Genomic DNA, 20392 nt, shown 5'->3' with positions numbered 1-20392 from the left:
TCAGAAAATGTCGGCCGGATCGGCGTCGCCCAGCTTGCGCATCGCCATCGCCGCCGAGCCCATGCACATCACCAGGATCATCAGGAAGACGGTCATCGCCCGGTCGCCGGCCATCGCCACCGGCAGCTTGGTGGCGGCATGGATGACGCCGTAGAGCACCTGGCCGGCGAGGTAGGCGGGTACGTAGCCGAAGATCGCCAGGAGCAGGCCCTCGCGCGCCACCACCCCCAGAAGGGTGAGCAGGCTGTAGCCCATGGCCATCAGGGTGGCGTACTCCGGCAGGTGGTCGCTCACATCCGAGTAGAGGATCTGATAGACGATCACGCAGCCCACCACGAAGCCCATGGCGGCTCCCAGGGTGAAGATGAAGCCGATGGCGGTGCTGGTGCGCCAGTAGTCCATCTCCAGATCCAGGAAGCCCTGCTTGGTGAGCACGGTCACGTCCTCCGGGAGCAGGCGGCGCAGCCGCTCCACCACCTGGGCGGGATCGGCACCGGGACGCAGGCGGATCAGCCCCAGTTCGATGCTGCCGGGTGGGTTGTTCGGCACCAGGCTCAGGAGAGTCTCCCGGCTGGTGAGGATGTTGCCGTCGGCGCCGAAAGAGGGCCCTGAGCTGAACAGTCCCGCCACTCGCAAGCGATTGCCGGCCACCTCGCTCTCCACGACGCGGCCCTCCTGGAACCATTTCGCCACCGGTCCGAATTCATCCCGCGACAAGTCATCGAAGAGAACGCGGCCCTTCTGGGTGAGGCGGGGCGCCAAGGCCGTGACAGCCGGATCGAGAAACAGGGGATCCCCCGGCTCGAAACCCAGGGCCAGGATGGCCCGGGTGCCCTTCGTCTGGGGGTTGCGCCAGAGCAACAGATTCCAGTGCACCGGTGTGATGCCACTCACGTCCGGATCGGCCATGGCCTGCACCAGCCGGCGCTCAGGGAAGCCGGTCATGCTGATCGAACTCTTGCTGCGCGGGCTGAGCAGCACCAGATCGGTGTCGAACAGCTTGTGCACCGTGACGCTGGAGTCGAACAGGGCGTCGCGGAAGCCCAGCTGCATGAACATCAGGATCCCGGCGAAGGTGATCCCGGCCAGGGCCACCGCCAGTCGCATCGGCTGGCGGGTGAGCAGCAGCCAGGCCAGCGGGATCCGGCGTCCCTGCCAGAGGGTCATGGCTGCAGGCGGGCAATGACCTTGAGGCCGCTGAGGTCGGCGACCCGGGCTCCGTCCTGGGGATCGAGACGCACCCGCACTTCGACGACCCGGGCATCGGCATCGCCGGTGGGATCGGTGGAGAGCACCTCCCGCTGGCGGACCTGGGGGCTGATGCGGCTCACGGTGCCCCGGAGGGTGCCATCGAAACCGCCGTTCTCGCTGGTGAGGGTGACGGCCTGTCCGACGCGGACACGGTTGATGTCGCTCTCATAGACCTCCACGGAGGCCTCCATGCGGTCGCTGGCCCCCAGCTCGAGGATGCCCTTGTCGCCGGGCCGTTCGCCGACGCGGGACTGGATGCGCAGGACGGTGCCGTCGATCGGGGCTCGCAGTTCGGTATTGACCAGATCCTTTCCGGCCTTGACCAGGGCAGCCCTGGCCTCCTGCAGCTGGCCCTGGAGTTCCAGGGTGCGCTGCTCCAGCACATCGAGGTCGGCGGCGGAAAAGGCCCCGTCACTGGCCAGGCTGCGGTAGCGGGCCAGGTCCCGGGTCTGGATGGCGAGCCGACGGCTGAGGTTGGCGATCCGGGTGCGGATCAGCTCCAGTTCCGCCCGCTGCAGCGGCTGGTTGTCGAAGCGGGCCAGCAGCTGGCCCGCCCGCACCCGGTCGCCCTCGGCCACCAGCAGCTCGGTGATGCGGGGGCTGCCGCCGATGCCGGTGATCGGCGCCGCCAGGACGCGGACGTCACCGTCGGGCTCCAGCTGCCCCAGGGCTGCCACGGCCTCCACCGGCGCCGGCGGCCTGGCGACGGCGGCAACCGGAGGTCTGGCGGGCTGGAGGCGCTGATGCAGCACGACGCCTGCCACCACCAGACCCACCACGCCGGCGGCGATCAGGCCGTTGCGGAAGGGGCCGGTGGGTCGTCGAAGAGCAGGTCCTCGATGTAGCGGTCCGCCCACTGGGGGTTGAAGGCCTTCTCCAGCACCCTCCTGGTCTTGTCGTTTTGTTTCTGTTGCTTGCAATACCTCAGCTGCCCGCGCCATCGCGCAACCGTAGCTGGGTCGTCAGGGGCTTGGGAAGGGCTCGCCGCCGTCGCTGCGGCCAGCACGCCGAGGAACGTGTCCACCTCCTCGACGAACCCCTTCTCCTCCGCCTCCGATTCCGGCCGCACGAAGAGCACATGCGGGGAGAAGATCGAGCCCCAGGGGGGCAGCTCGCGCACCTGGGCGAAGGCGGGCCGGTCCCGTCCGGCCAGGGCCTCGGCGATGGGCTCCGGCAGGGTCTCCCCCACCGGCGAGAGATCGACGATCGCAGCGCTCACCCCGCCCCGACCCGCGACGATGTCGGCGCCGAACACCGGCAGGTCGTGGCGGGGATCGGGGAAGAACACGCAATGGAGGATCTGCAGCCCGGCCCCGAGGCGCGCCGTTTCCAGGTGCAGCTTGCGCAGGCCCCGGCAGCGATGCACCTCGTTGCGGATGAACAGGGCATCCCCGTCCAGGCTGCCGCTGATCGCCTCCAGGTCGGGATTGATCGCCAGGGGGGCGAGATCCGGCAGCGCGTTGCGACAGAGCCGGATCCGCTCCGCCAGGGCATCCACCAGGGGATGGATGCCACCGTCGACGGCCGGAGCGACCTCACCCATGGACACGGCGTCACAGCAGAATGCGGATCCTGCCATGCATCCGTGAGCGATTCCCTGGGTTGTTGCGGGTCCTTTCTGCCCGGTCTGGCCGCCCCTGTCAGCCACACCCTCGCCAATGGCGTCGAACTGGTGCAGCTCGACCTGCCCGACGCCCCCCTGGTCTGCCTGGACTTCTGGTGCCGTGCCGGCAGCGCCTTTGAGGGGCCCTCGGAGAGCGGCCTGGCCCATTTCCTCGAGCACATGGTGTTCAAGGGCAGCGACGGGCTGGCGGCCGGAGAGTTCGATCGCCGTATCGAGGCCCTGGGGGGCAGCAGCAATGCCGCCACCGGCTTCGACGATGTCCACTTCCACGCCCTGATGCCGCCGGACGGGGCGGCCGAAGCCCTCGATCTGCTGATGGATCTGGTGCTCCAGCCCCGGCTTGACCCCGACAGCTTTGCCATGGAGCGGCTGGTGGTGCTGGAGGAACTGGCCCAGAGCGAGGACCAGCCGGAGGAGGTGGCCCTGCAGCGGCTGCTGTCCCTGGCCTGTCCCAACCACCCCTACGGACTGCCGATCCTCGGGAGGCGCCAGGCCCTGCTCGACCATGACCCGGCCGCCATGGCGGCCTTCCACCACCGCCAGTACGCCGCCGGCCGCTGCGTGCTGTCCCTGGCCGGTACCGTCACCGATGGCGCCCTGATCGAGCGGGCCGCGAGCGGTCCACTGGCTTCCCTGGCAGCGAGCGACGTGCCGATGGTCCCGGCGGAGCTGCGGGTCACCCCGGGGGTGCACCGGCTGGCGGTGCCGCGGCTCGAGGCCGCCCGGCTGCTGATGCTGTGGTGGCTGCCGCCCGCCGCCGATCTGGAGGCCATGGCCGGGGCCGACCTGGCCACCACCGTGCTGGCGGAAGGGCGCCGCAGCCGCCTGGTGGAGCGACTGCGGGAGCAGCTGCAGATCGTGGAGAGCATCGATCTGGATCTCCATGCCATGGAGGGCGGCAGCTTCGCCCTGCTGGAGGCCGTCTGCGATCCCCAGGAGCTGGTCGAGGTGCGGCAGGCCATCGAGCAGGTGTGGCAGGAGCTCCGCCAGGACGTCCTGGGCGAGCAGGAGTGGGGGCGGGCCCGGCGCCTCGTCGCCAACGGCTACCGCTTCTCCCTGGAATCCCCCGGCGGCGTGGCCTCCCTGATCGGCAGCAGCCGGCTCTGGGGCCGGCCCCAGGCTCTCGGCCATCCCCTGGAACTGCTGGAGCGCTGGTCGCCGGTGCGGCTCCAGGAGCAGATGCTGCCCCTGCTCGATCCGAGCCGGGCCTGCGTGCTCGAGGCGGTGCCGGCATGAGCATCGCCCCACCCCCCGGCAACCAGCCCCCCGCCAGCCCCCCGACTGGCAGCGAAGACAGCCACGTCCTGGAGGGGGGCCTGCCGCTGCGGATCCTGCACCGGCCCGGGCCGGCGATCCTGGCGGCCCGCCTGGCCATTCCAGGCGGCAGCGGCCATGACCCCGCCGGCGCCCGCGGCGCCCACCAGCTGCTGGCCGGCAGCATGACGCGGGGCTGCGGCGCGCTCGATGCCGAGGCCCTCGCCGACTGCGTCGAGGGAGCCGGTGCGGCCCTGCGGGTGGAGGCGCACGAGGATGGCCTGGTGCTGGCCCTGAAGTGCGCCGCCGCCGACGCCACCACCCTGGTCCCCCTGCTGCTGGCGATGGCCCGGCGGCCCCGGCTGGAGGCCGAGCAGGTGACGATCGAGCGCCAGCTCAACCTGCAGTTGCTGCAGCGCCAGAAGGAAGACCCCTTCCAGCTGGCCCATGACCAGCTGCGCCGCCTGCTTTACGGCGACGGCCCCTACGGCCATGACCCGCTCGGGATCGAAGCGGAACTGGCCGGCCTCGGGCCGGACGACCTGCGGCCCCTGGTGGAACGACTCGGCAGCGACGGCGCCGTCCTGGTGCTCTGCGGCGACGCCCCGCCCGCCCTGGGGGAGGTGCTGGAGCGCGAACTGGCGGCGGCTCCCTGGAGCACCCGCCCGCCCCGGCTTCGGCCCTTCGACGGCCCGCCGCCGGCCACGGGGCCCCTGGGCCAGCTGGTGCAGGACACCGAACAGGTGGTGCTGATGCTGGGGGCCGCCACCGTTCCCCTGGCCCATCCCGACGCCCTGGCCCTGCGGCTGCTGCAGGCGCACCTGGGCCTCGGCATGTCCAGCCGCCTGTTCATCACGATGCGGGAGGAGCGTGGTCTGGCCTACGACGTCGGTGTGCACCTGCCGGCCCATGCCGGCGGCGCTCCGTTCGTCATGCACCTGTCCACCTCGGCCGAGCGGGTGGCGGAAGCCACCACCTGCCTGCTGGACGAGTGGCAGCGGCTCCTGGAGGAGTCGCTGGACGAGGGCTCACGGCTGCTGGCCCTGGCCAAATTCCAGGGGCAGGACGCCATGGGGCGGCAGACCTGCTCCCAGATCGCCGAACGGCAGGCCCTGGTGCTCAGCCACGGCCTGCCCGCCGACCACGTGCGAGGGGTGCTGGAGCGGGCCCCTGGCCTCGGCTCCGAGGATCTGCGCGAGGCCGCCCGCCGCTGGCTCGCCTCCCCGTCCCTGAGCCTGGTGGGCCCGGCGCCGGCCCTGGAGCGGGCGAACCGGGCCTGGCTCGACCACGACCTCAGCCGTCGGCCGGGGCCGGTTCCAGATCCGTCGCGTTGATCAGGAAGGTGCCGCGGCGGAAGCGGATGGCCCGCAGGTCCAGGGCCCGGATCTCCACCACCCGCCCCACCTCCGCGGGATCCACCAGGTCCGGCGGGCGCAGCATCGGCATCGGGTCGGCGGTCTTGAGGTAGCGGAGCGGCTGGCGCAGCCGCACCGCATCCCCCAGGTGGATCTCCGCCGGCTGTACCGGCGTCGCCGTCGCCTCGGGGGTCGCCTCGGGGGCGGACGGATCGGTGGGGATGGAATCCGGCATCGGGGCGGGGGGTCCGGCGGTAGGGGGTCCGCTGGGCGGCGGGCCCTTCTCAGCCGAACCTAGCTGCAGCAGGATGGGCGCCAGCCATGGACGGTTCATTGCGGGCCCTTGCCACCTGGAGCGGAGCGATCGCCGGCCTTCTCCTGATTCTCGTCGGCGGTCTGGTGCCCGCGGCCTTTCCGGTCCATGAGGCGACGGGCTGGGTCGTCCGCCCGCTCGGCATCACCCTGCAGGTGCCGGCCCTCCTGCTGACGGCCCTGGTGTGCGGCCCCCGCAGTGCCACCCTGGCCGCCGTGGCCTATCTCAGTGTGGGTCTGTTCCAGCTGCCGGTGTTCCACGAAGGGGGCGGCATCGGCTACCTGCTCGATCCGGGCTTCGGCTACCTGGCGGGCTTCCTGCCGGCCGCCTGGATCACCGGAAAACTGGCGCGCCAACCGGGCATGGACGACCCCCTCACCCTCGCAGGCGCCGCCGCCATCGGCCTGGTGGTGCTCCATCTCTGCGGCCTGGCCAACCTGCTCCTCGGCAGCCTGGCCGGCCGCTGGGGCGGCGGGACTCTGACCCTGGTGGTGGGCTACAGCCTCGCCCTGCTGCCCCAGCTGCTGCTCTGCTGCTCCGCCGGCGTCCTGGCCTGGCTGCTGCGCCGTCTTCTGCTGGTGCCGTCGTGATGGCGCGAACGCTGCGACTGCGGCTGGCCCCCCTGCTGCTGGCGGCCCTTGCTGTCGGGCTGGATCAACTCAGCAAGCGCTGGGCCCTCGAGCACCTGGCCAGCGGCAGCATCCAGCCGCTGCTGCCCGGCCTGCTGCAGCTGCAGCGCGTCAGCAACACCGGGGCGGCCTTCAGCCTCTTCGCCGGGGCGCCGAACCAGCTGGGTCTGGTGAGCGCCCTGGTGAGCCTCGGCCTGTTCTTCTGGATCCTCTGGCGTCCCCCCGCCGGCCTCTGGAACGTGCTGGCCCTCGGTCTGCTGCTCGGGGGCGCCGTCGGCAACGGCATCGACCGCTGGCGCCACGGGGCCGTGGTGGACTTCCTGGAGTTCGTCCCGATCCATTTCCCGATCTTCAACCTCGCCGACGTCGCCATCAACCTGGCCGTGGCCTGCTTCCTCATCGACCTGCTGCGACCCCATGCCGACCGCCATCCTTGAGGGACGGGAGCAGCGGCTGCGGCCCCGGGGCCCCGGCCCTCGGCTCACGGTGCTGCGGCCCGGCCTGCCGGATCTGGAGCAGCCCCTGCACGGCAGCGTCTACCGGATCGGCCGGGCCGCCGACAACGCCATCGTCATCGACCACACGGCGGTCAGCCGTCACCACGCCCTGCTGGAGAACCACGGCGGGCACTGGCTGCTGAGCGACGCCGGCTCCACCAACGGACTGTGGTGGCGGGGCCGGCGGGTGCGGGAGCTGGTGCTGCGCGAGGGGGACCGGGTGCGCTTCGGACCCGCCGATCAGGCGGATCTGCCCACCCTTCTGTTCGAGAGCGACGCCAGCACCCGCCTCGACCGGCTCGGCCGCTGGGGGGCCCGGGCCGCGGTGGCCGTGGCCGGCGGCGGCAGCCTGCTGCTGGCCCTTTCCCTGCTGCAGGTGCCTACTCGCGGCAGTCTGGCGACGGTGCGCGGGCCCCTGCTCCTCTACGACCGCAACGACCGACCGGTGGCCTCCGTGGCCGATCGCAAGCGACGGGAGCTTCCCGAGCTGGGGGCTTATCCCCCGGTGCTGATCGATGCCCTGCTGGCCAGCGAGGACAACCGCTTCTGGTGGCATCCGGGCGTCGACCCGATCGGCACCGCCCGGGCCCTGGTCACCAACCTGCTGGGGGGCCGGGTCCTCGAGGGCGGCAGCACCCTCACCCAGCAGATCGCCCGCAGCCTCTACCCGGAGCAGGTGGGGCAGGGGGAGACCCTGGGGCGTAAGTGGCGGGAGCTGCTGGTGGCCCTGCAGCTGGAGGCCCGCTTCAGCAAGGAGGAGCTGCTGCTCAGCTACCTCAACCGGGTCTATCTCGGGGCCGTCTGGGGGTTCGAGGATGCCTCCCGGCGCTTCTTCAACCGTCCGGCCTCGGCCCTGAAGCTCGAGGAGGCCGCCCTGCTGGTGGGCCTGCTCCCCTCCCCGAACGGCTACGACCCCTGCGTCGATCCCGCAGCGGCCCTCGCCTCCCGCAACCAGGTGCTCGACAAGATGGCCGCCACCAGCCGCATCTCCGCCGACCAGGCCCGACGGGCCCGGCGCCAGCCGATCCGGCTGGCCGCGGACGCCTGCCGCTCCGCCCAGCAGCGGGGTGCGCCCTTCTACACCGACCAGGTGCGACGCGACCTGGAGAACCAGGTGGGCAAGGCGGTGGCCGCCGAGGGCAACTTCCTAATCGACACCCACCTCGATCCGCTGCTGCAGGAGCGGGTCGAGCTGCTGCTGCGCCAGCGCATCGACGCCAGCCGATCCCTGGGGGTGAGCCAGGGGGCGGTGGTGGTGCTCGACAGCCGCAGCGGCGGGATCCGCGCCATCGCCGGTGGCCGGGACTACCTGCAGAGCCAGTTCAACCGGGCTTCAATGGCCCTGCGCCAGCCCGGCAGCACCTTCAAGCTGGTGCCCTACGTCGTCGCCCTGGAGCGGGGCGCCCGGCCCGGCGACAGGGTCGGCTGCGGACCGCTGGACTGGGGCGGCCAGCACTTCAGCAGCGGCTGCGGCGGCAGCCTCAGCCTGCGCCAGGCCATGGCGATCAGCAGCAACACCGCCGCCCTGCGGCTGGCCCGCAAGGATGGCCTCGATGCTGTTGTGAGCAAGGGCCGGGACCTGGGCTTCACCAGCCCTCTGGCCCCGGTGCCGGGCCTGGCCCTGGGCCAGAGCGAGGTGACCCTGCTGGAGCTCACGGCGGCCTATGCCGCCGTCGCCGCCGATGGGCTCTGGCGCGCCCCGACCACGATCCGGCGCCTCACCGATGCCGAGGCCTGTGCCGGCCCCCAGACGGGGGCAACCCAGGGCGGGGCCGATTGCCGGGCCTCCGCCGGCAGCGCCAGGGCCATCAGCAGCCCGGGGCGGCGGGTGATGAGCCCCGCCACCGCCAGGGCGATGCGAACGCTGCTGGAGGCGGTGGTCAGCGGCGGCACCGGCAGCGCCGCCTATGTGGGCGCCGGCAGCTGGGGCAAGACCGGCACCACCAACGAGGGCCGGGACCTGCTGTTCGTGGGCTATGCCCCCAGGCGCCAGTGGGTGATCGGCATCTGGCTGGGCAACGATGACAACAGCCCCAGCGCCGCCAGCAGTGCCCTGGCGGCCTCCCTGTTCGGCGAGATCGTGCGCTCCGCACCGCCAGGACCGTGAAGCTGCCGCAGCGGCTCTGGATCTGGGTCTTTCTGGGTCTGCTGGCGCTGGTGGGGCTGGGCATGGTGCTGCAGGCGATCCAGCAGCTGCAGTGGACCCTGAGCACGTGGCTGCCCTACTGGATGGTGGGGCCGCTGATGCTGATCCTGCTGGCCGCCCTGGTGGTGGCCCTGGCCCAGGTGGGCTGGCCCTGGCTGCGCCGCCTGCGGCAGGGCGGGGCCACGGGACCCGGCAGGTCCGTCCCGGCGGCGGTGCCCTCCAGCCGCCGCGAGGCGGCCCAGCAGAACCTGGGCGCCATCGACCGCACCCTGGCCCAGGTGCGCGACGCGGTGGAGCGGGAGGCCCTGCGGCAGGAACGCCAGCGGATGGAGGCGGAGCTGGAGCGGGGCGACCTGGTGATCGTCGTGTTCGGCACCGGCTCGACCGGCAAGACCTCCCTGATCCGGGCCCTGCTGCAGGAACTGGTGGGGGAGGTGGGGGCGCCGATGGGCTCGACCACCGCCGCCAGCCGCTACCGCCTGCGGCTGCGGAATCTGTCCCGGGCGGTGATTCTGGAGGACACCCCGGGCATCCTCGAAGCGGGCCGCCAGGGCAGGGAGCGGGAGCGCCTGGCCCGGGAGCTGGCCGCCCGGGCCGACCTGCTGCTGCTGGTGCTGGACGGGGACCTGCGCGCCAGCGAGCTGGAGGTGTTCGAGGCCCTGGCGGGGCTGGGCAAACGGCTGCTGCTGGTGCTCAACAAATGCGACCTCCGCGGCGAGGAGGAGGAGCGTCGCCTGCTGGCGCTCCTGCGGCAGCGCTGCGCCGCCCGCCTCGGCCCCGAGGATGTGATCCCCGCCAGCGCCGCCCCCCAGAGCGTGCCGATGCCGGGGGGCAAGCCGCTGCAGCCGGAGCCGGAGGTGGAGGCCCTGCTGCGTCGCATCGCCGCCGTCCTGCATGCCGACGGGGAGGAGCTGATCGCCGACAACCTGCTGCTGCAGTGCCGTCGCCTCAGCCAGGCCAGCCAGGATCTGCTCGACCGGCAACGCCGCAGCGATGCCGGCACGATCGTCGACCGGTACATGTGGATCGGCGCCGGAGTGGTGATGGTGACGCCGCTGCCAGGCATCGACCTGCTCGCCACCGCCGCGGTCAACGCCCAGATGGTGGTGGAGATCGGCCGCGTGTACGGCGTCAGCCTCAGCCGCGAGAGTGCCCAGGATCTGGCCCTGTCGGTGGGCCGCACCCTGGCGGGACTGGGCCTGGTCAAGGGGGGGGTGGGTCTGATCACCTCGGCCCTCAGCCTCAATCTGCCCGCCCTGGTGGTCAGCCGGGCCGTGCAGGCGGTCAGCGCCGCCTGGCTCACCCGGGTGGCGGGCCGCAGCTTCATCACCTACTTCGGCCAGAACCAGGACTGGGGCGATGGCGGGCTGCAGGAGGTGCTGCAGCGCGAGTACGACCTCAACCAACGGGAGGGGATGCTGCGCCGCTTCCTGGAGACGGCCCTCAGCCGGGTGGTGGAACCGCTGCAGCAGCGGCAGGCGCGGCGGCTGCCGCCACGCCCAGGGCCTCGGGGGGCGGGGGCTGAAGGGGACCGCGGGAATCCAGGACGGTGATCAGCACCAGGTAGGCGACCCCGATCAGGATCGAGAGGGCGCCGGTGAGGATCGCCACCCAGCGGCCGCGCCGGTCGTTGGCAGGGCGTGGCGGCGACACGGGGGTCTGCTTCGGTTCAGCCATCGGTGACCTCCGCCAGGCTCCGCTGCACCACCAGGGCCAGCCGCTCCAGGTGCTCACTGCCCGTGTGGGGGTTGCCCAGCACCGCCTTGAGGTGGTGGAGCCCCCGGTAGACGGGCCGCGAGAGCATCAGCTGCTCGCCCAGCAGGGCCGCCCGGGTGGCCGCACTCCAGCGTTCGGCGCCGGCGGCATCGCAGGCCTCGGGACGGAAGGCGAGCAGGTGCAGGGGGCCGCTGCAGAGGGTCAGGCCGCCGACGGCCCGCAGCCGCCGCTCCAGCTCGCTGCGGCGGCGGACGGCCGCGTCGATCAGGGCGGCCATGCCATCGAGGCCCAGCTGGCGCAGCCCCAGCCAGAGCTTGAGGATCTCCCCCGGCCGGGTGCCCTGCAGGCCCGCCTCCCCCTGGTGGCCGCCGCCCCAGCTGGGCTCCATGTAGGGCAGGCCCGTGCCGAAGGCCCGCTGCAGGTGGCGGGGGTCGGCCAGCAGCAGCAGGGAGGAGGTCTTGGTGATGCCGAGCAGCTTCTGGGGGTTGACCGTGATCGAATCGGCCAGCCCCAGGCCGCCCAGCAGGGGCCGGAGTCGTTGGCTGAAGGCGAAGATCGCCCCGATGGCCCCGTCCACGTGCAGCCAGTGGCCGTAGCGACGGCAGAGGGCGGCGATGGGCTCCAGGGGATCGAGGGCGCCCCGCACGGTCGTGCCGGAGGTGGCCACCACGGCGATCACCGGGATGGCGGCCCGATCGAGCCGGGCCAGCCGCTCCTCAAGAGCCAGGGGGTCGAGGCCGCCGGCGGCGGTCACCGGCAGCCGCACGAGGGCCTCGGCCGGCAGGCCCATCACGGCGACGGCCTTGATCAGCGAAACGTGGGCCTCCTCGCTGCAGAGCACCACCGCGTCGCCCCGGGTCGCCAGACCCCGGTGGTGGCGGGCGGTGACCAGGGCCATCAGGTTGCTGAGGCTGCCGCCGCTGGCGGCCACGCCGCCGGAACCCTCGGGCAGGCCGAGATGCCCTGCCATCCAGGCGCACAGGGCCCGCTCCAGGCGGCTCAGGCTGGGGGAAAGCTCCTCGGCCAGCAGGTTGTTGTTCAGCCCGGCGCAGATCAGGTCGGCCACGATGGAGGCCGACAGGGGCGGCGGGTCGAGGTGGGCCAGGGCCCCGGGATGGTTGGGGTTGTAGGCCCCCTCCATCACCAGCTGGAGATCGGCCAGCAGCCGGTCGCTGCCGAGGCCTTCGGCCTCCGGCTCCACCACCGGCAGCACGCTCAGTCCGGGAAGGGGGGTGCCGTGGCCGGCCTGGCCCAGCCAGCGGCACAGCAGGCTCGACGCCTGCTGCAGAAACGCCTCGAGGGCCGGATCCACCTGGAACGGATCCACGAAAGAACCGCACTCCCTGGGGGGCGGCGCTGGCCGCGGGGCGGGGGGGACGCTGGCCAACGGCGACGGTGGGGGCTTCGGCATTCTGCCGCTTGCCCCACCGGAGGCATGGCTAGAAGGAGTCCATGCTGAGTGACACCGCCAGCCTGCTGTGGATGGAGCGGCTCCTGCGCCTCGCCGACGCGGTCGGGGCGGGGGGGGAGATCCCGGTGGCGGCGGCCCTGCTGGATGAGGCCGGCCGCTGTGTGGGCTGGGGCAGCAACCGGCGCCACCGGCGGGCGGACCCGCTGGGGCACGCCGAACTGCTGGCTCTGCGCCGGGCGGCGGCGGCCCGGGGCGACTGGCGCTTCAACGGCTGCACCCTGCTGGTGACCCTCGAGCCCTGTCCGATGTGCGCCGGCGCCCTGATCCAGGCGCGGGTGGGCACGGTGATCTATGGGGCGGCCGATCCGAAGCGGGGCGGGCTCGGCGGCAGCCTGGATCTGTCGCGCCACCCCAGCGCCCACCACCACATGGTGGTGCGGGGGGGCGTGCTGGGCGAGCAGGCCGGGGAACAGCTGGAGACCTGGTTCCGCCAGCGGCGCCGGGCCAGGCAGGAGCTCCGGGCCGGGGAAGGGGGGCTGGTCTGACTCAGGCGACCCCGGCCGCGACGGCCGCCGGCGACGGCCGGAAGGCCGGCAGCTCGCTCTCGAAGATGGCGAGCAGGCGGTCGACGTTCTCGGGGGTGCTGTTGTAGCCCATCAGGCCGATGCGCCACACCTTGCCGGCCAGGTCCCCCAGCCCGCCGCCCACCTCGATGCCGAAGCGGTCGAGCAGGTGGCGGCTGAAGGCCTTGCCGTCGACCCCCTCGGGAATCCGGACGGTGGTGAGGGTGGCCAACCGCAGGGGCTCGCTGACATGCAGTTCGAGGCCCAGCCGCTCCAGGCCGGCCCAGAGGCGTTCAGCGTTGCTCCGGTGCCGGGCCCAGGCGGCCTCCAGGCCCTCTTCGGCCAGAAGCCGCAGGGCTTCCCGCATGCCGAAGTTCATGTTGACCGGGGCGGTGTGGTGGTACACCCGGTCGCTGCCCCAGTATTTGTTCAGCAGGGAGACATCCAGATACCAGTTGGGCACCTTGCCGGCGCGGGCGGCCAGCTTCGCTTCGGCCCGGGGGCCCATGGTGAAGGGGCCCAGTCCGGGGGGGCAGCTGAGGCCCTTCTGGCTGCAGCTGTAGGCCAGATCCACCTGCCAGGCATCGATGTGCAGCGGCACCGCCCCCAGGGAGGTGACCGTGTCCAGCAGCAGCAGGCAGTCGTGCCGGCGGCAGAGCTCGCCGATGCCCTCCATCGGCTGGCACACCCCGGTGGAGGTCTCGGCGTGAACCATCGCCAGGATGGCGGGCTTGTGGGCGATCAGGGCCGCCTCGATCTCGGCCAGGTCGAAGGCCTCTCCCCAGGGCCGTTCGATGGTGGCCACCTCGGCCCGGTACCGGCCGGCCATGTCGACCAGGCGCTGGCCGAAGTAGCCCATCACCGCCACCAGCACTTTGTCGCCGGGTTCGATGGTGTTGGCCAGCGTCGCCTCCATGGCGGCGCTGCCGGTGCCGCTCATCGGGATGGTGAGGCGGTTGTCGGTCTGCCAGGCGTAGCGGAGCAGCTCCTGCACCTCACCCATCAGGTCGATGTAGAGGGGATCCAGGTGGCCGATCGGCATCCGGGCCAGGGCCTGCAGCACCGTGGGGTGGGCGTTGGAGGGACCCGGACCGAGCAGCAGACGCTCGGGGGTGGCGATGGGGTCCAGGGTGAGCCGGTGGGCGCTGCTGACGGAGGAAGGCACTGGGAGAGAAGGCAAGACCTGGCGGGGAGGCAGTCGTGAAGGGAGATTAGGGAACGGCCGCCTCAGCGGGCCCGGACATTGCTGGAGGAGAGGCCGCGGCAGAGGTGTTCAAAGGGAGCCCGCACCAGGCCGGTGTCGGCCATGCCGGCATCGGCCAGCATCTCGGCGATCACCTCACCGAGCAGGGCGATGCTGCGGACGGTGGGACCGGTGGGCACCCCCAGGCTCTTGTAGGTGTCGTCGAGACCGTTGAGCACCCGCTCGTCGAGGATGGTGAAGTCATCGGCCACCAGGGCGTAGCTGGCGTAGCGCAGGAAGTAATCCATGTCGCGCAGGCAGGCCGCCAGGCGCCGGGTGGTGTAGGCATTGCCACCGGGCAGCAGCAGTTCGGGGTCCTCCAGCCAGAGGCGCTGGGCCGCCTCCCGCACGATGGTGGCGGCTTCCCGGTTGATCAGCTCGACAGCGGCCAGCCGCACCTCCGCCTGGGCGAAATAGGAATCGATCCGATCGATCGCGTTGCGATCGAAGTAGCGGCCCAGCTGGTCGTAGCGACCGATCAGACCAGTGATGGCATCTCGCATGGACGAAACGGATCGACGCACCTGAAGCGGAAGGTAGCACTCGCAATCCGCCAGATTCCTGTGCTGCGGCTGGTTCTGGGGAATCTGACAGAAACGGTTACGCGGCCACTGGCCGATCGGGGGGGCACCATCGTGGCGGCAGCCTTCCCATCCGCCTCCCGCCATGGTCACCTCCGCCCAGGACGTCCTGCGCCGCCTCGGGGACGACGGCATCGAGCGCATCGACCTCAAGGTGACGGACCTGGCGGGGCGCTGGCAGTCGATCAGCCTGGAGGCCCATCACTTCGGGGAGGGGGCCTTCCTGCACGGCCTGGCCCTCGACGGCCTGCTGCTCCACCCCGACCCGGCCACCGCCTGGATCGACCCCTTCCTCTCGCCCCGGAGCCTGAGCCTGATCGCCGCGGTCGAGGGGCCGCCCGACGGCGCTGGGCGCCTCCGCCACTGCCCCCGAACCCTGGCAACCCGCGCCCTGGCTCTGCTGGCGGGCAGCGGACTGGCGGATGCCGCCCGCTTCGGCACCGAGTCCGGCTACTTCCTGTTCCAGGAGCTCACGTCCCGGGCCGACGACCTCGGCTGCGGTTGCCGGGTCGCCCCCGGCGGCGCCATCCCGGAGGCGCTCCACAGCGAGCTGGGGCTGACCCTGGCGGCCCTGGGGATCCGGGCCCGCCTGCCGCTCCAGCGGGCGGCCGGTCCACTGCAGCACCTCACGCTGGCGAGCGACGATCCGCTGCGGGCCGCCGACGCCCTGATGGTGAGCCGCTACGTGGTGCGGAACGTGGCCCGCCGCCACGGCTGGAGCGCCACCTTCCTGCCCCGGCCCAGCCTCGACGCCACCTGTGCCGGCCTGGCGGTGCACCAGAGCCTCTGGAGGGTCGGCCATCCCCTGTTCGCCGGGGAAGGGACCTACGGGGAGCTGTCCCAGACCGCCCGCTGGTACCTGGGGGGGCTGCTGCGTCACGGCCCCTCCCTGGCCGCCTTCACCAACCCGGGCACCAACAGCTACCGACGGCTGGGAAGCGGGCCCCAGGCGCCGAGCCGGCTGGCCTATGCCCGCCATGACTCCGCCACCGTGGTCGCCATTCCCGAGCCCGACGGGGACCCCGGCCGCCGGCGGCTGGTGCTGCGCCAGGCCGACGGCCTGGCCAATCCCTACCTGGCCTTCAGCGCCATTCTGCTGGCCGGCCTCGACGGGGTGCGCCACCAGATCGATCCCGGCCCCCCCGCCGATCGGGAGCCCGCCCACCGTCCGGGCGATCAGCCTGCCGCGCTCCCCGCCGACCTGGGCGCCGCCCTGGCGGCCCTTGCCGCCGACCACGACTACCTTCTGGTCGGCGACGTCTTCAGCCGGGAGCTGCTGGATGACTGGATCGCCCTGAAACACTCGGACGTGGAGGCGCTGGAGCAGCGCCCCCATCCGCTCGAGTTCGTCGGCGAAGCCAGCGCCTGAATCAGGACCTCAGCAGCCAGGCCAGCAGCAGCCCGAGCCCGCCCCAGCGCAGGGCCGTCCAGAAGCGATCACCGTGGCGCCCGCGGGGCAGCAGGGCCTCCGGGAGCGGGTCCAGCAGCCGTTGGGCCAGCTCCAGGCGCTGGCGCCTACGGCGCAGGCTGACGCCGCTGCCGGCCACCGCCCCGGGGCGACCGGCCAGGCTCAGCACCGCCGCCAGGTGGTGAAGCACCCCCGGCGACGGGGGGCGGCGGGGGCGCTGGGGACGTCTCATGGGGGCGCGATCGACAGGGCGAGGCCTGGAGCGACAGGATGGATCCACTTCGGTCCGATCGTCCAGTGGAAGCCCCCGCCGTTCCAGCCGGATCGTCCTCGACGGCCGCCTCCGCCGTCCCGGCGAGCCGTTCCTGGCCCGCCGAGGCCCTGCCCCTGGCCGAGCGCCTGCACCGCCAGCTCAGCATCGGCGATCGGGAGTGGCACGCCCTGAAGCGTCAGCGCCCCCGGCGGGCCGCCGAACAGCTGGCGGCGGCGCTGGTGCAGCTGCTCGCCGCCGACGACCCCGCCGTCACGGCGCCCACCGACGGCCGCCTCCGCGCCATGGCCCTGCTGGAGAACGCCCAGGCCTGGCTCCGGGCTGAGATCAGCGATCCGGGCTGTCCTGCCCACGGGCGCTGACCGCCGCCCGCCGGGCCGCCAGCTGCAGCCGGTTGCCGCGACCGCTCCAGCGCACGTCGTCGAAGCAGTGGTGAATGAGGAACAGGCCCCGGCCGGAGGGGGCATCCTCCTGGCAGGGCAGACAGGCCTGGCGGGCATGGGCGGGCAGGCCGGGGCCCTCGTCCTGCACCTGCCAGATCACCCAGCGCGGCGTGACGATCCGCCGGATCCTCAGGCACTTGCCCGGATCGCAGCCGTTGCCGTGCCGCACCGCATTGACCAGGGCCTCCTGGAGACCGAGCTGGAGCTCCGCCTGGCGCAGGGCACAGCCGATGGGTTCAAGGAGCAACTCCACCAGCGGGGCCAGCTGCAGGGTGGAGGGGGTGATGTAATCGGCCCAGCGGAGCTGCATGAAGCAGGTAGTCCCATTCGCCTAACCGGAACCTAACGCGGGCGCCCCGCCGCTGCCTCCTCCAGGCGCGCCTGGATGGCGGGATGTTGCAGAAGGGCGTCCATGAGGCGCACCCCCCGCAGCTGGTTGATCAGGGGCATGTGGCCCTCGGGGGCCTCGATCGTCCACTGGAAGGAGCCTGGGTAGCGGGTCCAGGTGCCGTCGGTCTTCCAGCCCAGCCGGGGCCAGAGGCGTTCCCACTGCCCCTGGCAGGCCTGCAGCAGCCGGGCCTGGGTGGAGAAGCCGAAGCGCCCCTGGGAGTAGCAGGTCCAGAGGCGGTCAAGGCTGGTGAGATCGATGGCGGGCATGGCCGCCACCTCGCTGTAATAGACGTAGCCCCGGCGCACGGCCCCCTCGCCGGCCAGCTGACGCAGGTGGTCACTGGTGAGCCGGTCGGCCTCCTCGAACGCCTGCCGCATCAGGTGCTGCTGCAGCGGCGCGTAGTCGATCCCGGCGACGCTGGTGACGGCGAGCCAGCCCTGGGGATGGCGGGCCAGCAGGGCCTCCTGGCGAACGGTGTCACCGGAGGCCAGCAGCAGCTGGATCAGGTGGCCGGCGGCCCAGTCGTCTCCGGTGGCATCGAGGCGGTCAAGCCGGTCTGGGATCCGATCCAGCAGGGCGGTGCCGGCCTGACCGAGGCTGGCCAGCAGGCTGCGGCGCTGGCGGGCCGAGGCTGTAAGGAAGCGCTCCAGCAGCTGATCGGCATCGACGGTGCTGGAAACCGGAGGACCGGAGAGCATGGGGGAGACGACCGGCCGGAGAGGCAGCAGGGTGGGTCCCACTATGTCAGGAGCGACGGGCCCTGGCCTGGGGTCTGCGCCGTCAGGGGAGCGGGGACGGGCTCTGCCTAAAGTCACCTTTTGAGCGAGTGCCATGGCCGCCGCCATTCAGTTCTTCCGCGGGGTGGACGAGACGGTCGTGCCCGACATCCGCCTGACCCGCTCACGGGATGGCCGCACCGGCCAGGCCACCTTCGTGTTCGAGGAGCCCGAAGCCCTGGCGCCCCAGTCGGTGGGGGACATCACCGGCATGTTCATGCTGGATGAGGAGGGCGAGATGGTGACCCGGGAGGTGAAGGCCCGCTTTGTCAACGGCAAGGCCAGTGCCCTGGAAGCCACCTACACCTGGAAGAGCACCGCCGACTTCGAGCGCTTCATGCGCTTCGCCCAGCGTTACGCCGACGGCCACGGCCTCGGCTTCGCCGGCCAGGGCGACGAGCCGGCCGAGGAGGCTCAGGAGGAGGTTTGAAATTCGGCCAGTGGCTGGGCCTGATCGCCCTGCTGGCGGCGCTGGTTCTGCTGTGGAGCCTGCGTGACGCCCTGATCCTCCTGTTCGCGGCCGTGGTGCTCGCCATGGCCCTGTGCACCCTGGTGGGCGCCATCCGGGAGCGGATCGGCGTCGCCCGGCCCCTCGCCCTGCTGCTGGCCCTGCTGCTGGTGATCCTGGTGGTGCTGATCGTCGCCACGGTGGTGATCCCACCCTTCATCAGCGAGTTCCGTCAGCTGGTGCTGCAGGTGCCGCGGGCCTGGGACGAGCTGCTCAAGCTGCTGCGCCAGACCCTCGAGGGTGCCTCCCAGATGCTCTATGGCCGCAGGGATGGCAGCCTGGACTGGATCAAATCGACCCTGTCGGTACCCACCTCCCTGCCCCCCGATCTGCTGGGCCGGCTCGGTGGCGGTGCCATCGGCCTGGTGGGCGTGGCCGGCAACCTCGGCGCCGGTCTGCTCCAGACGCTGTTCGTGGTGGCCGTCTCCCTGATGGTGGCCGCCCAGCCCACCGCCTACCGGGAGGCGATGCTGCTGCTGGCCCCCTCCTTCTACCGGCGGCGCCTGCGCCAGGTGCTGGTGGCCTGTGGCACCGCCCTGAGCAGCTGGATGGTGGGGGTGCTGATCAGCTCCCTCTGCGTGGGCCTGCTGGCGGCGATCGGGCTGTCCCTGCTGGGCGTGAAACTGGTGGCGGCGAACGCCCTGCTGGCCGGCCTGCTCAACATCATTCCCAATGTGGGGCCCACGCTTAGCACCATCTTCCCGATGTCGGTGGCCCTGCTGGATGCCCCCTGGAAGGCCCTGGCCGTGCTCCTGGTGTACGTCCTGATCCAGAACCTCGAGAGCTACGTCATCACCCCTTCGGTGATGCAGCACCAGCTGCAGCTGCTGCCCGGCCTCACCCTCACCGCCCAGCTGCTGTTCACCCTGCTGTTCGGCCCCCTCGGCCTCCTGCTGGCCCTGCCGCTGGCGGTCTGCCTCCAGGTGCTGCTGCGGGATGTGCTGATCCATGACATCCTCGATCCCTGGAAGCGGGAACGGCGGCGGACATGAAGGCACGCACCCTGCTCGGGGCCCTGGCCCTGGTGGCGCTGCTGCTGCTGCTATGGGAACTGCGCTGGGTGCTGCTGATCCTCTTCGGCGCCGTGGTGCTGGCGGTGGCCCTCGATGTGCCCACCAGCCTGCTGCGGCGGCTCACCCCCCTGAACCGGGGGGCCTCCCTGTCGCTGGTGCTGCTGCTTCTGCTGACGATCGGCTGGCTGCTCGCCAATCTGCTGCTGCCGGAACTGATCGACCAGGTCCGCCAGTTCAGCCAGCTGGTGCCCGAACTGATCCAGCGGCTCGGCAAGGTGGTCCCCAGCACCCCCCTGCTGCGGGACCTGGAGCGGCAGCTGGCCGAGGGAACCCTCTGGGACCGGCTGCAGCCCCTGGGCGGCCAGCTGCTCGGCGTGGCCGGCGGCGCCGCCAACAGCACGATCCAGCTGCTGCTGATGCTGCTGCTGGCGATCCTGATGGCCCTCGATCCCGCCAGCCACCAGCGGCTGCTGATCGCCGCCACGCCCCGGTTCTACCGGCCGCGCATGCAGGAGCTGCTGGGGGAATGCCGTGAGGCCCTCGGGGGCTGGCTGGCGGGGATGACCATCTCGGGCACGGTGGTGTTCGTCACCACCTGGGCCGGCCTGGCCCTGCTGCAGGTGCCCCTGGCCCTGCTCAGCGGCCTGGTGTGCGGCCTGCTCACCTTCGTGCCCACCATCGGGCCCACCGCCGCCACCCTGCTGCCCCTGGCCGTGGCCCTGCTGATCTCGCCGGCCAAGGTGGTCCAGGTGCTGGTGCTGCGGCTGCTGCTGCAGAACGGCGAGGCCTTCCTGCTCACCCCGCTGCTGCTGAGCCGCACCGTCAACCTGCTGCCCACGGTGGCGCTGATGGCCCAGCTGAGTCTGGGGGCCCTCCTGGGGTTGCCCGGCCTGCTGCTGGCCCTGCCCCTGGTGGTGGTGCTGCAGGTGGTCTGCGAAGAGGTGCTGGTCCGGGATGTGATGGACCGCTGGGATTTGGCCTGATCGCAGGGATCCACCC

General features: G+C 72.0%; 22 protein-coding genes. 12 read left to right on the top strand and 10 right to left on the bottom strand.

The features are described from left to right. From devC to CYAGR_RS18995, 3 genes are read right to left on the bottom strand one after another with little or no spacing between them, the layout of a single operon-like run. Positions 1–1167: an ABC transporter permease DevC gene (gene devC / locus CYAGR_RS02235; protein ID WP_015108138.1), complete on the bottom strand. Its 1167-nt coding sequence runs from the start codon at positions 1165–1167 to the stop codon at positions 1–3. Next, positions 1164–2030, bottom strand: a complete 867-nt coding sequence (locus CYAGR_RS02230; RefSeq protein WP_015108137.1) for an efflux RND transporter periplasmic adaptor subunit — start codon at positions 2028–2030, stop codon at positions 1164–1166. The genes devC and CYAGR_RS02230 overlap by 4 nt, the downstream gene beginning before the upstream one ends. An 11-nt stretch (positions 2031–2041) precedes the next feature. Next, positions 2042–2794 (bottom strand): phycocyanobilin:ferredoxin oxidoreductase, encoded by a 753-nt coding sequence (locus CYAGR_RS18995; protein WP_015108136.1) that lies wholly within the window; start codon positions 2792–2794, stop codon positions 2042–2044. Between the two features lie 42 nt (positions 2795–2836). On the opposite strand from CYAGR_RS18995, the gene CYAGR_RS02220 reads away from it, so the two are divergent. Next, complete coding sequence (locus CYAGR_RS02220) at positions 2837–4111, top strand: M16 family metallopeptidase (protein ID WP_015108135.1); 1275 nt, start codon at positions 2837–2839, stop codon at positions 4109–4111. Beyond that, a complete protein-coding gene (locus CYAGR_RS02215; RefSeq protein ID WP_015108134.1) occupies positions 4108–5463 on the top strand; it encodes a M16 family metallopeptidase in 1356 nt (451 codons plus the stop codon). The genes CYAGR_RS02220 and CYAGR_RS02215 overlap by 4 nt, the downstream gene beginning before the upstream one ends. On the opposite strand, the gene CYAGR_RS02210 is transcribed toward CYAGR_RS02215, so the two are convergent. After that, positions 5423–5719, bottom strand: a complete 297-nt coding sequence (locus CYAGR_RS02210; RefSeq protein ID WP_015108133.1) for a DUF3148 domain-containing protein — start codon at positions 5717–5719, stop codon at positions 5423–5425. The two genes, CYAGR_RS02215 and CYAGR_RS02210, sit on opposite strands and share 41 nt — an antisense overlap. 86 nt (positions 5720–5805) lie before the next feature. Here CYAGR_RS02210 and CYAGR_RS02205 point away from each other — a divergent pair, with 86 nt between their 5' ends. The 4 genes from CYAGR_RS02205 to CYAGR_RS02190 are packed head-to-tail and all read left to right on the top strand — an operon-like array spanning position 5806 to position 10622. Further along, positions 5806–6387 carry a biotin transporter BioY gene (locus CYAGR_RS02205; RefSeq protein WP_015108132.1) on the top strand — a complete coding sequence of 194 codons (582 nt, stop codon included), beginning with the start codon at positions 5806–5808 and terminating at the stop codon, positions 6385–6387. Next, positions 6387–6863, top strand: coding sequence for a signal peptidase II (gene lspA / locus CYAGR_RS02200; protein ID WP_015108131.1), 477 nt, complete (start codon positions 6387–6389; stop codon positions 6861–6863). Before CYAGR_RS02205 ends, lspA begins: the two co-directional genes overlap by 1 nt. Beyond that, a complete protein-coding gene (locus tag CYAGR_RS02195) occupies positions 6844–9030 on the top strand; it encodes a transglycosylase domain-containing protein (RefSeq protein ID WP_015108130.1) in 2187 nt (728 codons plus the stop codon). The genes lspA and CYAGR_RS02195 overlap by 20 nt, the downstream gene beginning before the upstream one ends. Further along, positions 9027–10622 carry a YcjF family protein gene (locus tag CYAGR_RS02190; protein ID WP_015108129.1) on the top strand — a complete coding sequence of 532 codons (1596 nt, stop codon included), beginning with the start codon at positions 9027–9029 and terminating at the stop codon, positions 10620–10622. The genes CYAGR_RS02195 and CYAGR_RS02190 overlap by 4 nt, the downstream gene beginning before the upstream one ends. A 116-nt stretch (positions 10623–10738) precedes the next feature. Here CYAGR_RS02190 and CYAGR_RS02185 read toward each other — a convergent pair whose 3' ends face one another. Further along, positions 10739–12196: a pyridoxal phosphate-dependent decarboxylase family protein gene (locus CYAGR_RS02185; RefSeq protein ID WP_043325336.1), complete on the bottom strand. Its 1458-nt coding sequence runs from the start codon at positions 12194–12196 to the stop codon at positions 10739–10741. A 41-nt stretch (positions 12197–12237) separates the two neighbouring features. Between CYAGR_RS02185 and CYAGR_RS02180 the strand changes: the two genes are divergently transcribed. Continuing rightward, entirely contained in the window at positions 12238–12741 is a 504-nt protein-coding gene (locus CYAGR_RS02180; RefSeq protein WP_015108126.1) for a nucleoside deaminase, read from the top strand. Position 12742: 1 nt separating this feature from the next. On the opposite strand, the gene CYAGR_RS02175 is transcribed toward CYAGR_RS02180, so the two are convergent. Next, positions 12743–13924, bottom strand: a complete 1182-nt coding sequence (locus CYAGR_RS02175; RefSeq protein ID WP_043325334.1) for a pyridoxal-phosphate-dependent aminotransferase family protein — start codon at positions 13922–13924, stop codon at positions 12743–12745. 62 nt (positions 13925–13986) lie between these two features. Further along, complete coding sequence (locus CYAGR_RS02170) at positions 13987–14505, bottom strand: allophycocyanin subunit beta (RefSeq protein WP_015108124.1); 519 nt, start codon at positions 14503–14505, stop codon at positions 13987–13989. A 163-nt stretch (positions 14506–14668) separates the two neighbouring features. Here CYAGR_RS02170 and CYAGR_RS02165 point away from each other — a divergent pair, with 163 nt between their 5' ends. Next, positions 14669–15952, top strand: a complete 1284-nt coding sequence (locus CYAGR_RS02165) for a type I glutamate--ammonia ligase (RefSeq protein WP_015108123.1) — start codon at positions 14669–14671, stop codon at positions 15950–15952. Between the two features lies 1 nt (position 15953). Here the strand turns inward: CYAGR_RS02165 and CYAGR_RS02160 are convergent, their stop codons facing one another. Beyond that, the gene (locus CYAGR_RS02160) at positions 15954–16223 is read right to left on the bottom strand and encodes a hypothetical protein (RefSeq protein WP_015108122.1); all 270 of its coding nucleotides are present in this window, start codon (positions 16221–16223) and stop codon (positions 15954–15956) included. Positions 16224–16261: 38 nt separating this feature from the next. On the opposite strand from CYAGR_RS02160, the gene CYAGR_RS02155 reads away from it, so the two are divergent. Next, positions 16262–16624 carry a DUF6439 family protein gene (locus CYAGR_RS02155; RefSeq protein ID WP_015108121.1) on the top strand — a complete coding sequence of 121 codons (363 nt, stop codon included), beginning with the start codon at positions 16262–16264 and terminating at the stop codon, positions 16622–16624. Here the strand turns inward: CYAGR_RS02155 and CYAGR_RS02150 are convergent. Beyond that, positions 16590–17015 (bottom strand): ATP-binding protein, encoded by a 426-nt coding sequence (locus CYAGR_RS02150; RefSeq protein ID WP_015108120.1) that lies wholly within the window; start codon positions 17013–17015, stop codon positions 16590–16592. The genes CYAGR_RS02155 and CYAGR_RS02150 overlap by 35 nt on opposite strands. A 32-nt stretch (positions 17016–17047) precedes the next feature. After that, complete coding sequence (locus tag CYAGR_RS02145; protein ID WP_015108119.1) at positions 17048–17794, bottom strand: GUN4 domain-containing protein; 747 nt, start codon at positions 17792–17794, stop codon at positions 17048–17050. Between the two features lie 133 nt (positions 17795–17927). Here CYAGR_RS02145 and psb28 point away from each other — a divergent pair, with 133 nt between their 5' ends. From psb28 to CYAGR_RS02130, 3 genes are read left to right on the top strand one after another with little or no spacing between them, the layout of a single operon-like run. Then, the gene (gene psb28 / locus CYAGR_RS02140) at positions 17928–18302 is read left to right on the top strand and encodes a photosystem II reaction center protein Psb28 (RefSeq protein ID WP_015108118.1); all 375 of its coding nucleotides are present in this window, start codon (positions 17928–17930) and stop codon (positions 18300–18302) included. Continuing rightward, positions 18299–19372 (top strand): AI-2E family transporter, encoded by a 1074-nt coding sequence (locus tag CYAGR_RS02135; protein WP_015108117.1) that lies wholly within the window; start codon positions 18299–18301, stop codon positions 19370–19372. The genes psb28 and CYAGR_RS02135 overlap by 4 nt, the downstream gene beginning before the upstream one ends. Further along, entirely contained in the window at positions 19369–20376 is a 1008-nt protein-coding gene (locus CYAGR_RS02130; RefSeq protein ID WP_015108116.1) for an AI-2E family transporter, read from the top strand. The genes CYAGR_RS02135 and CYAGR_RS02130 overlap by 4 nt, the downstream gene beginning before the upstream one ends. Positions 20377–20392 lie beyond the last annotated feature (16 nt).

This window comes from Cyanobium gracile PCC 6307, from assembly GCF_000316515.1.
GTDB classification, from domain to species: domain Bacteria; phylum Cyanobacteriota; class Cyanobacteriia; order PCC-6307; family Cyanobiaceae; genus Cyanobium; species Cyanobium gracile.
This window is presented reverse-complemented; position numbering and strand designations above follow the sequence as displayed.

What these genes read in the sequence shown, in the direction of transcription:
- devC (WP_015108138.1), bottom strand. Translation starts at nt 1,167, where the DNA reads ATGACCCTCTGGCAGGGACGCCGGATCCCGCTGGCCTGGCTGCTGCTC.
- CYAGR_RS02155 (WP_015108121.1), top strand. Translation starts at nt 16,262, where the DNA reads ATGGATCCACTTCGGTCCGATCGTCCAGTGGAAGCCCCCGCCGTTCCA.
- lspA (WP_015108131.1), top strand. Translation starts at nt 6,387, where the DNA reads ATGGCGCGAACGCTGCGACTGCGGCTGGCCCCCCTGCTGCTGGCGGCC.
- CYAGR_RS02185 (WP_043325336.1), bottom strand. Translation starts at nt 12,196, where the DNA reads ATGCCGAAGCCCCCACCGTCGCCGTTGGCCAGCGTCCCCCCCGCCCCG.
- CYAGR_RS02165 (WP_015108123.1), top strand. Translation starts at nt 14,669, where the DNA reads ATGGTCACCTCCGCCCAGGACGTCCTGCGCCGCCTCGGGGACGACGGC.
- CYAGR_RS02195 (WP_015108130.1), top strand. Translation starts at nt 6,844, where the DNA reads ATGCCGACCGCCATCCTTGAGGGACGGGAGCAGCGGCTGCGGCCCCGG.
- CYAGR_RS02210 (WP_015108133.1), bottom strand. Translation starts at nt 5,719, where the DNA reads ATGCCGGATTCCATCCCCACCGATCCGTCCGCCCCCGAGGCGACCCCC.
- psb28 (WP_015108118.1), top strand. Translation starts at nt 17,928, where the DNA reads ATGGCCGCCGCCATTCAGTTCTTCCGCGGGGTGGACGAGACGGTCGTG.
- CYAGR_RS02150 (WP_015108120.1), bottom strand. Translation starts at nt 17,015, where the DNA reads ATGCAGCTCCGCTGGGCCGATTACATCACCCCCTCCACCCTGCAGCTG.
- CYAGR_RS02130 (WP_015108116.1), top strand. Translation starts at nt 19,369, where the DNA reads ATGAAGGCACGCACCCTGCTCGGGGCCCTGGCCCTGGTGGCGCTGCTG.
- CYAGR_RS02145 (WP_015108119.1), bottom strand. Translation starts at nt 17,794, where the DNA reads ATGCTCTCCGGTCCTCCGGTTTCCAGCACCGTCGATGCCGATCAGCTG.
- CYAGR_RS02170 (WP_015108124.1), bottom strand. Translation starts at nt 14,505, where the DNA reads ATGCGAGATGCCATCACTGGTCTGATCGGTCGCTACGACCAGCTGGGC.
- CYAGR_RS02160 (WP_015108122.1), bottom strand. Translation starts at nt 16,223, where the DNA reads ATGAGACGTCCCCAGCGCCCCCGCCGCCCCCCGTCGCCGGGGGTGCTT.
- CYAGR_RS18995 (WP_015108136.1), bottom strand. Translation starts at nt 2,794, where the DNA reads ATGGGTGAGGTCGCTCCGGCCGTCGACGGTGGCATCCATCCCCTGGTG.
- CYAGR_RS02215 (WP_015108134.1), top strand. Translation starts at nt 4,108, where the DNA reads ATGAGCATCGCCCCACCCCCCGGCAACCAGCCCCCCGCCAGCCCCCCG.
- CYAGR_RS02180 (WP_015108126.1), top strand. Translation starts at nt 12,238, where the DNA reads ATGCTGAGTGACACCGCCAGCCTGCTGTGGATGGAGCGGCTCCTGCGC.
- CYAGR_RS02205 (WP_015108132.1), top strand. Translation starts at nt 5,806, where the DNA reads ATGGACGGTTCATTGCGGGCCCTTGCCACCTGGAGCGGAGCGATCGCC.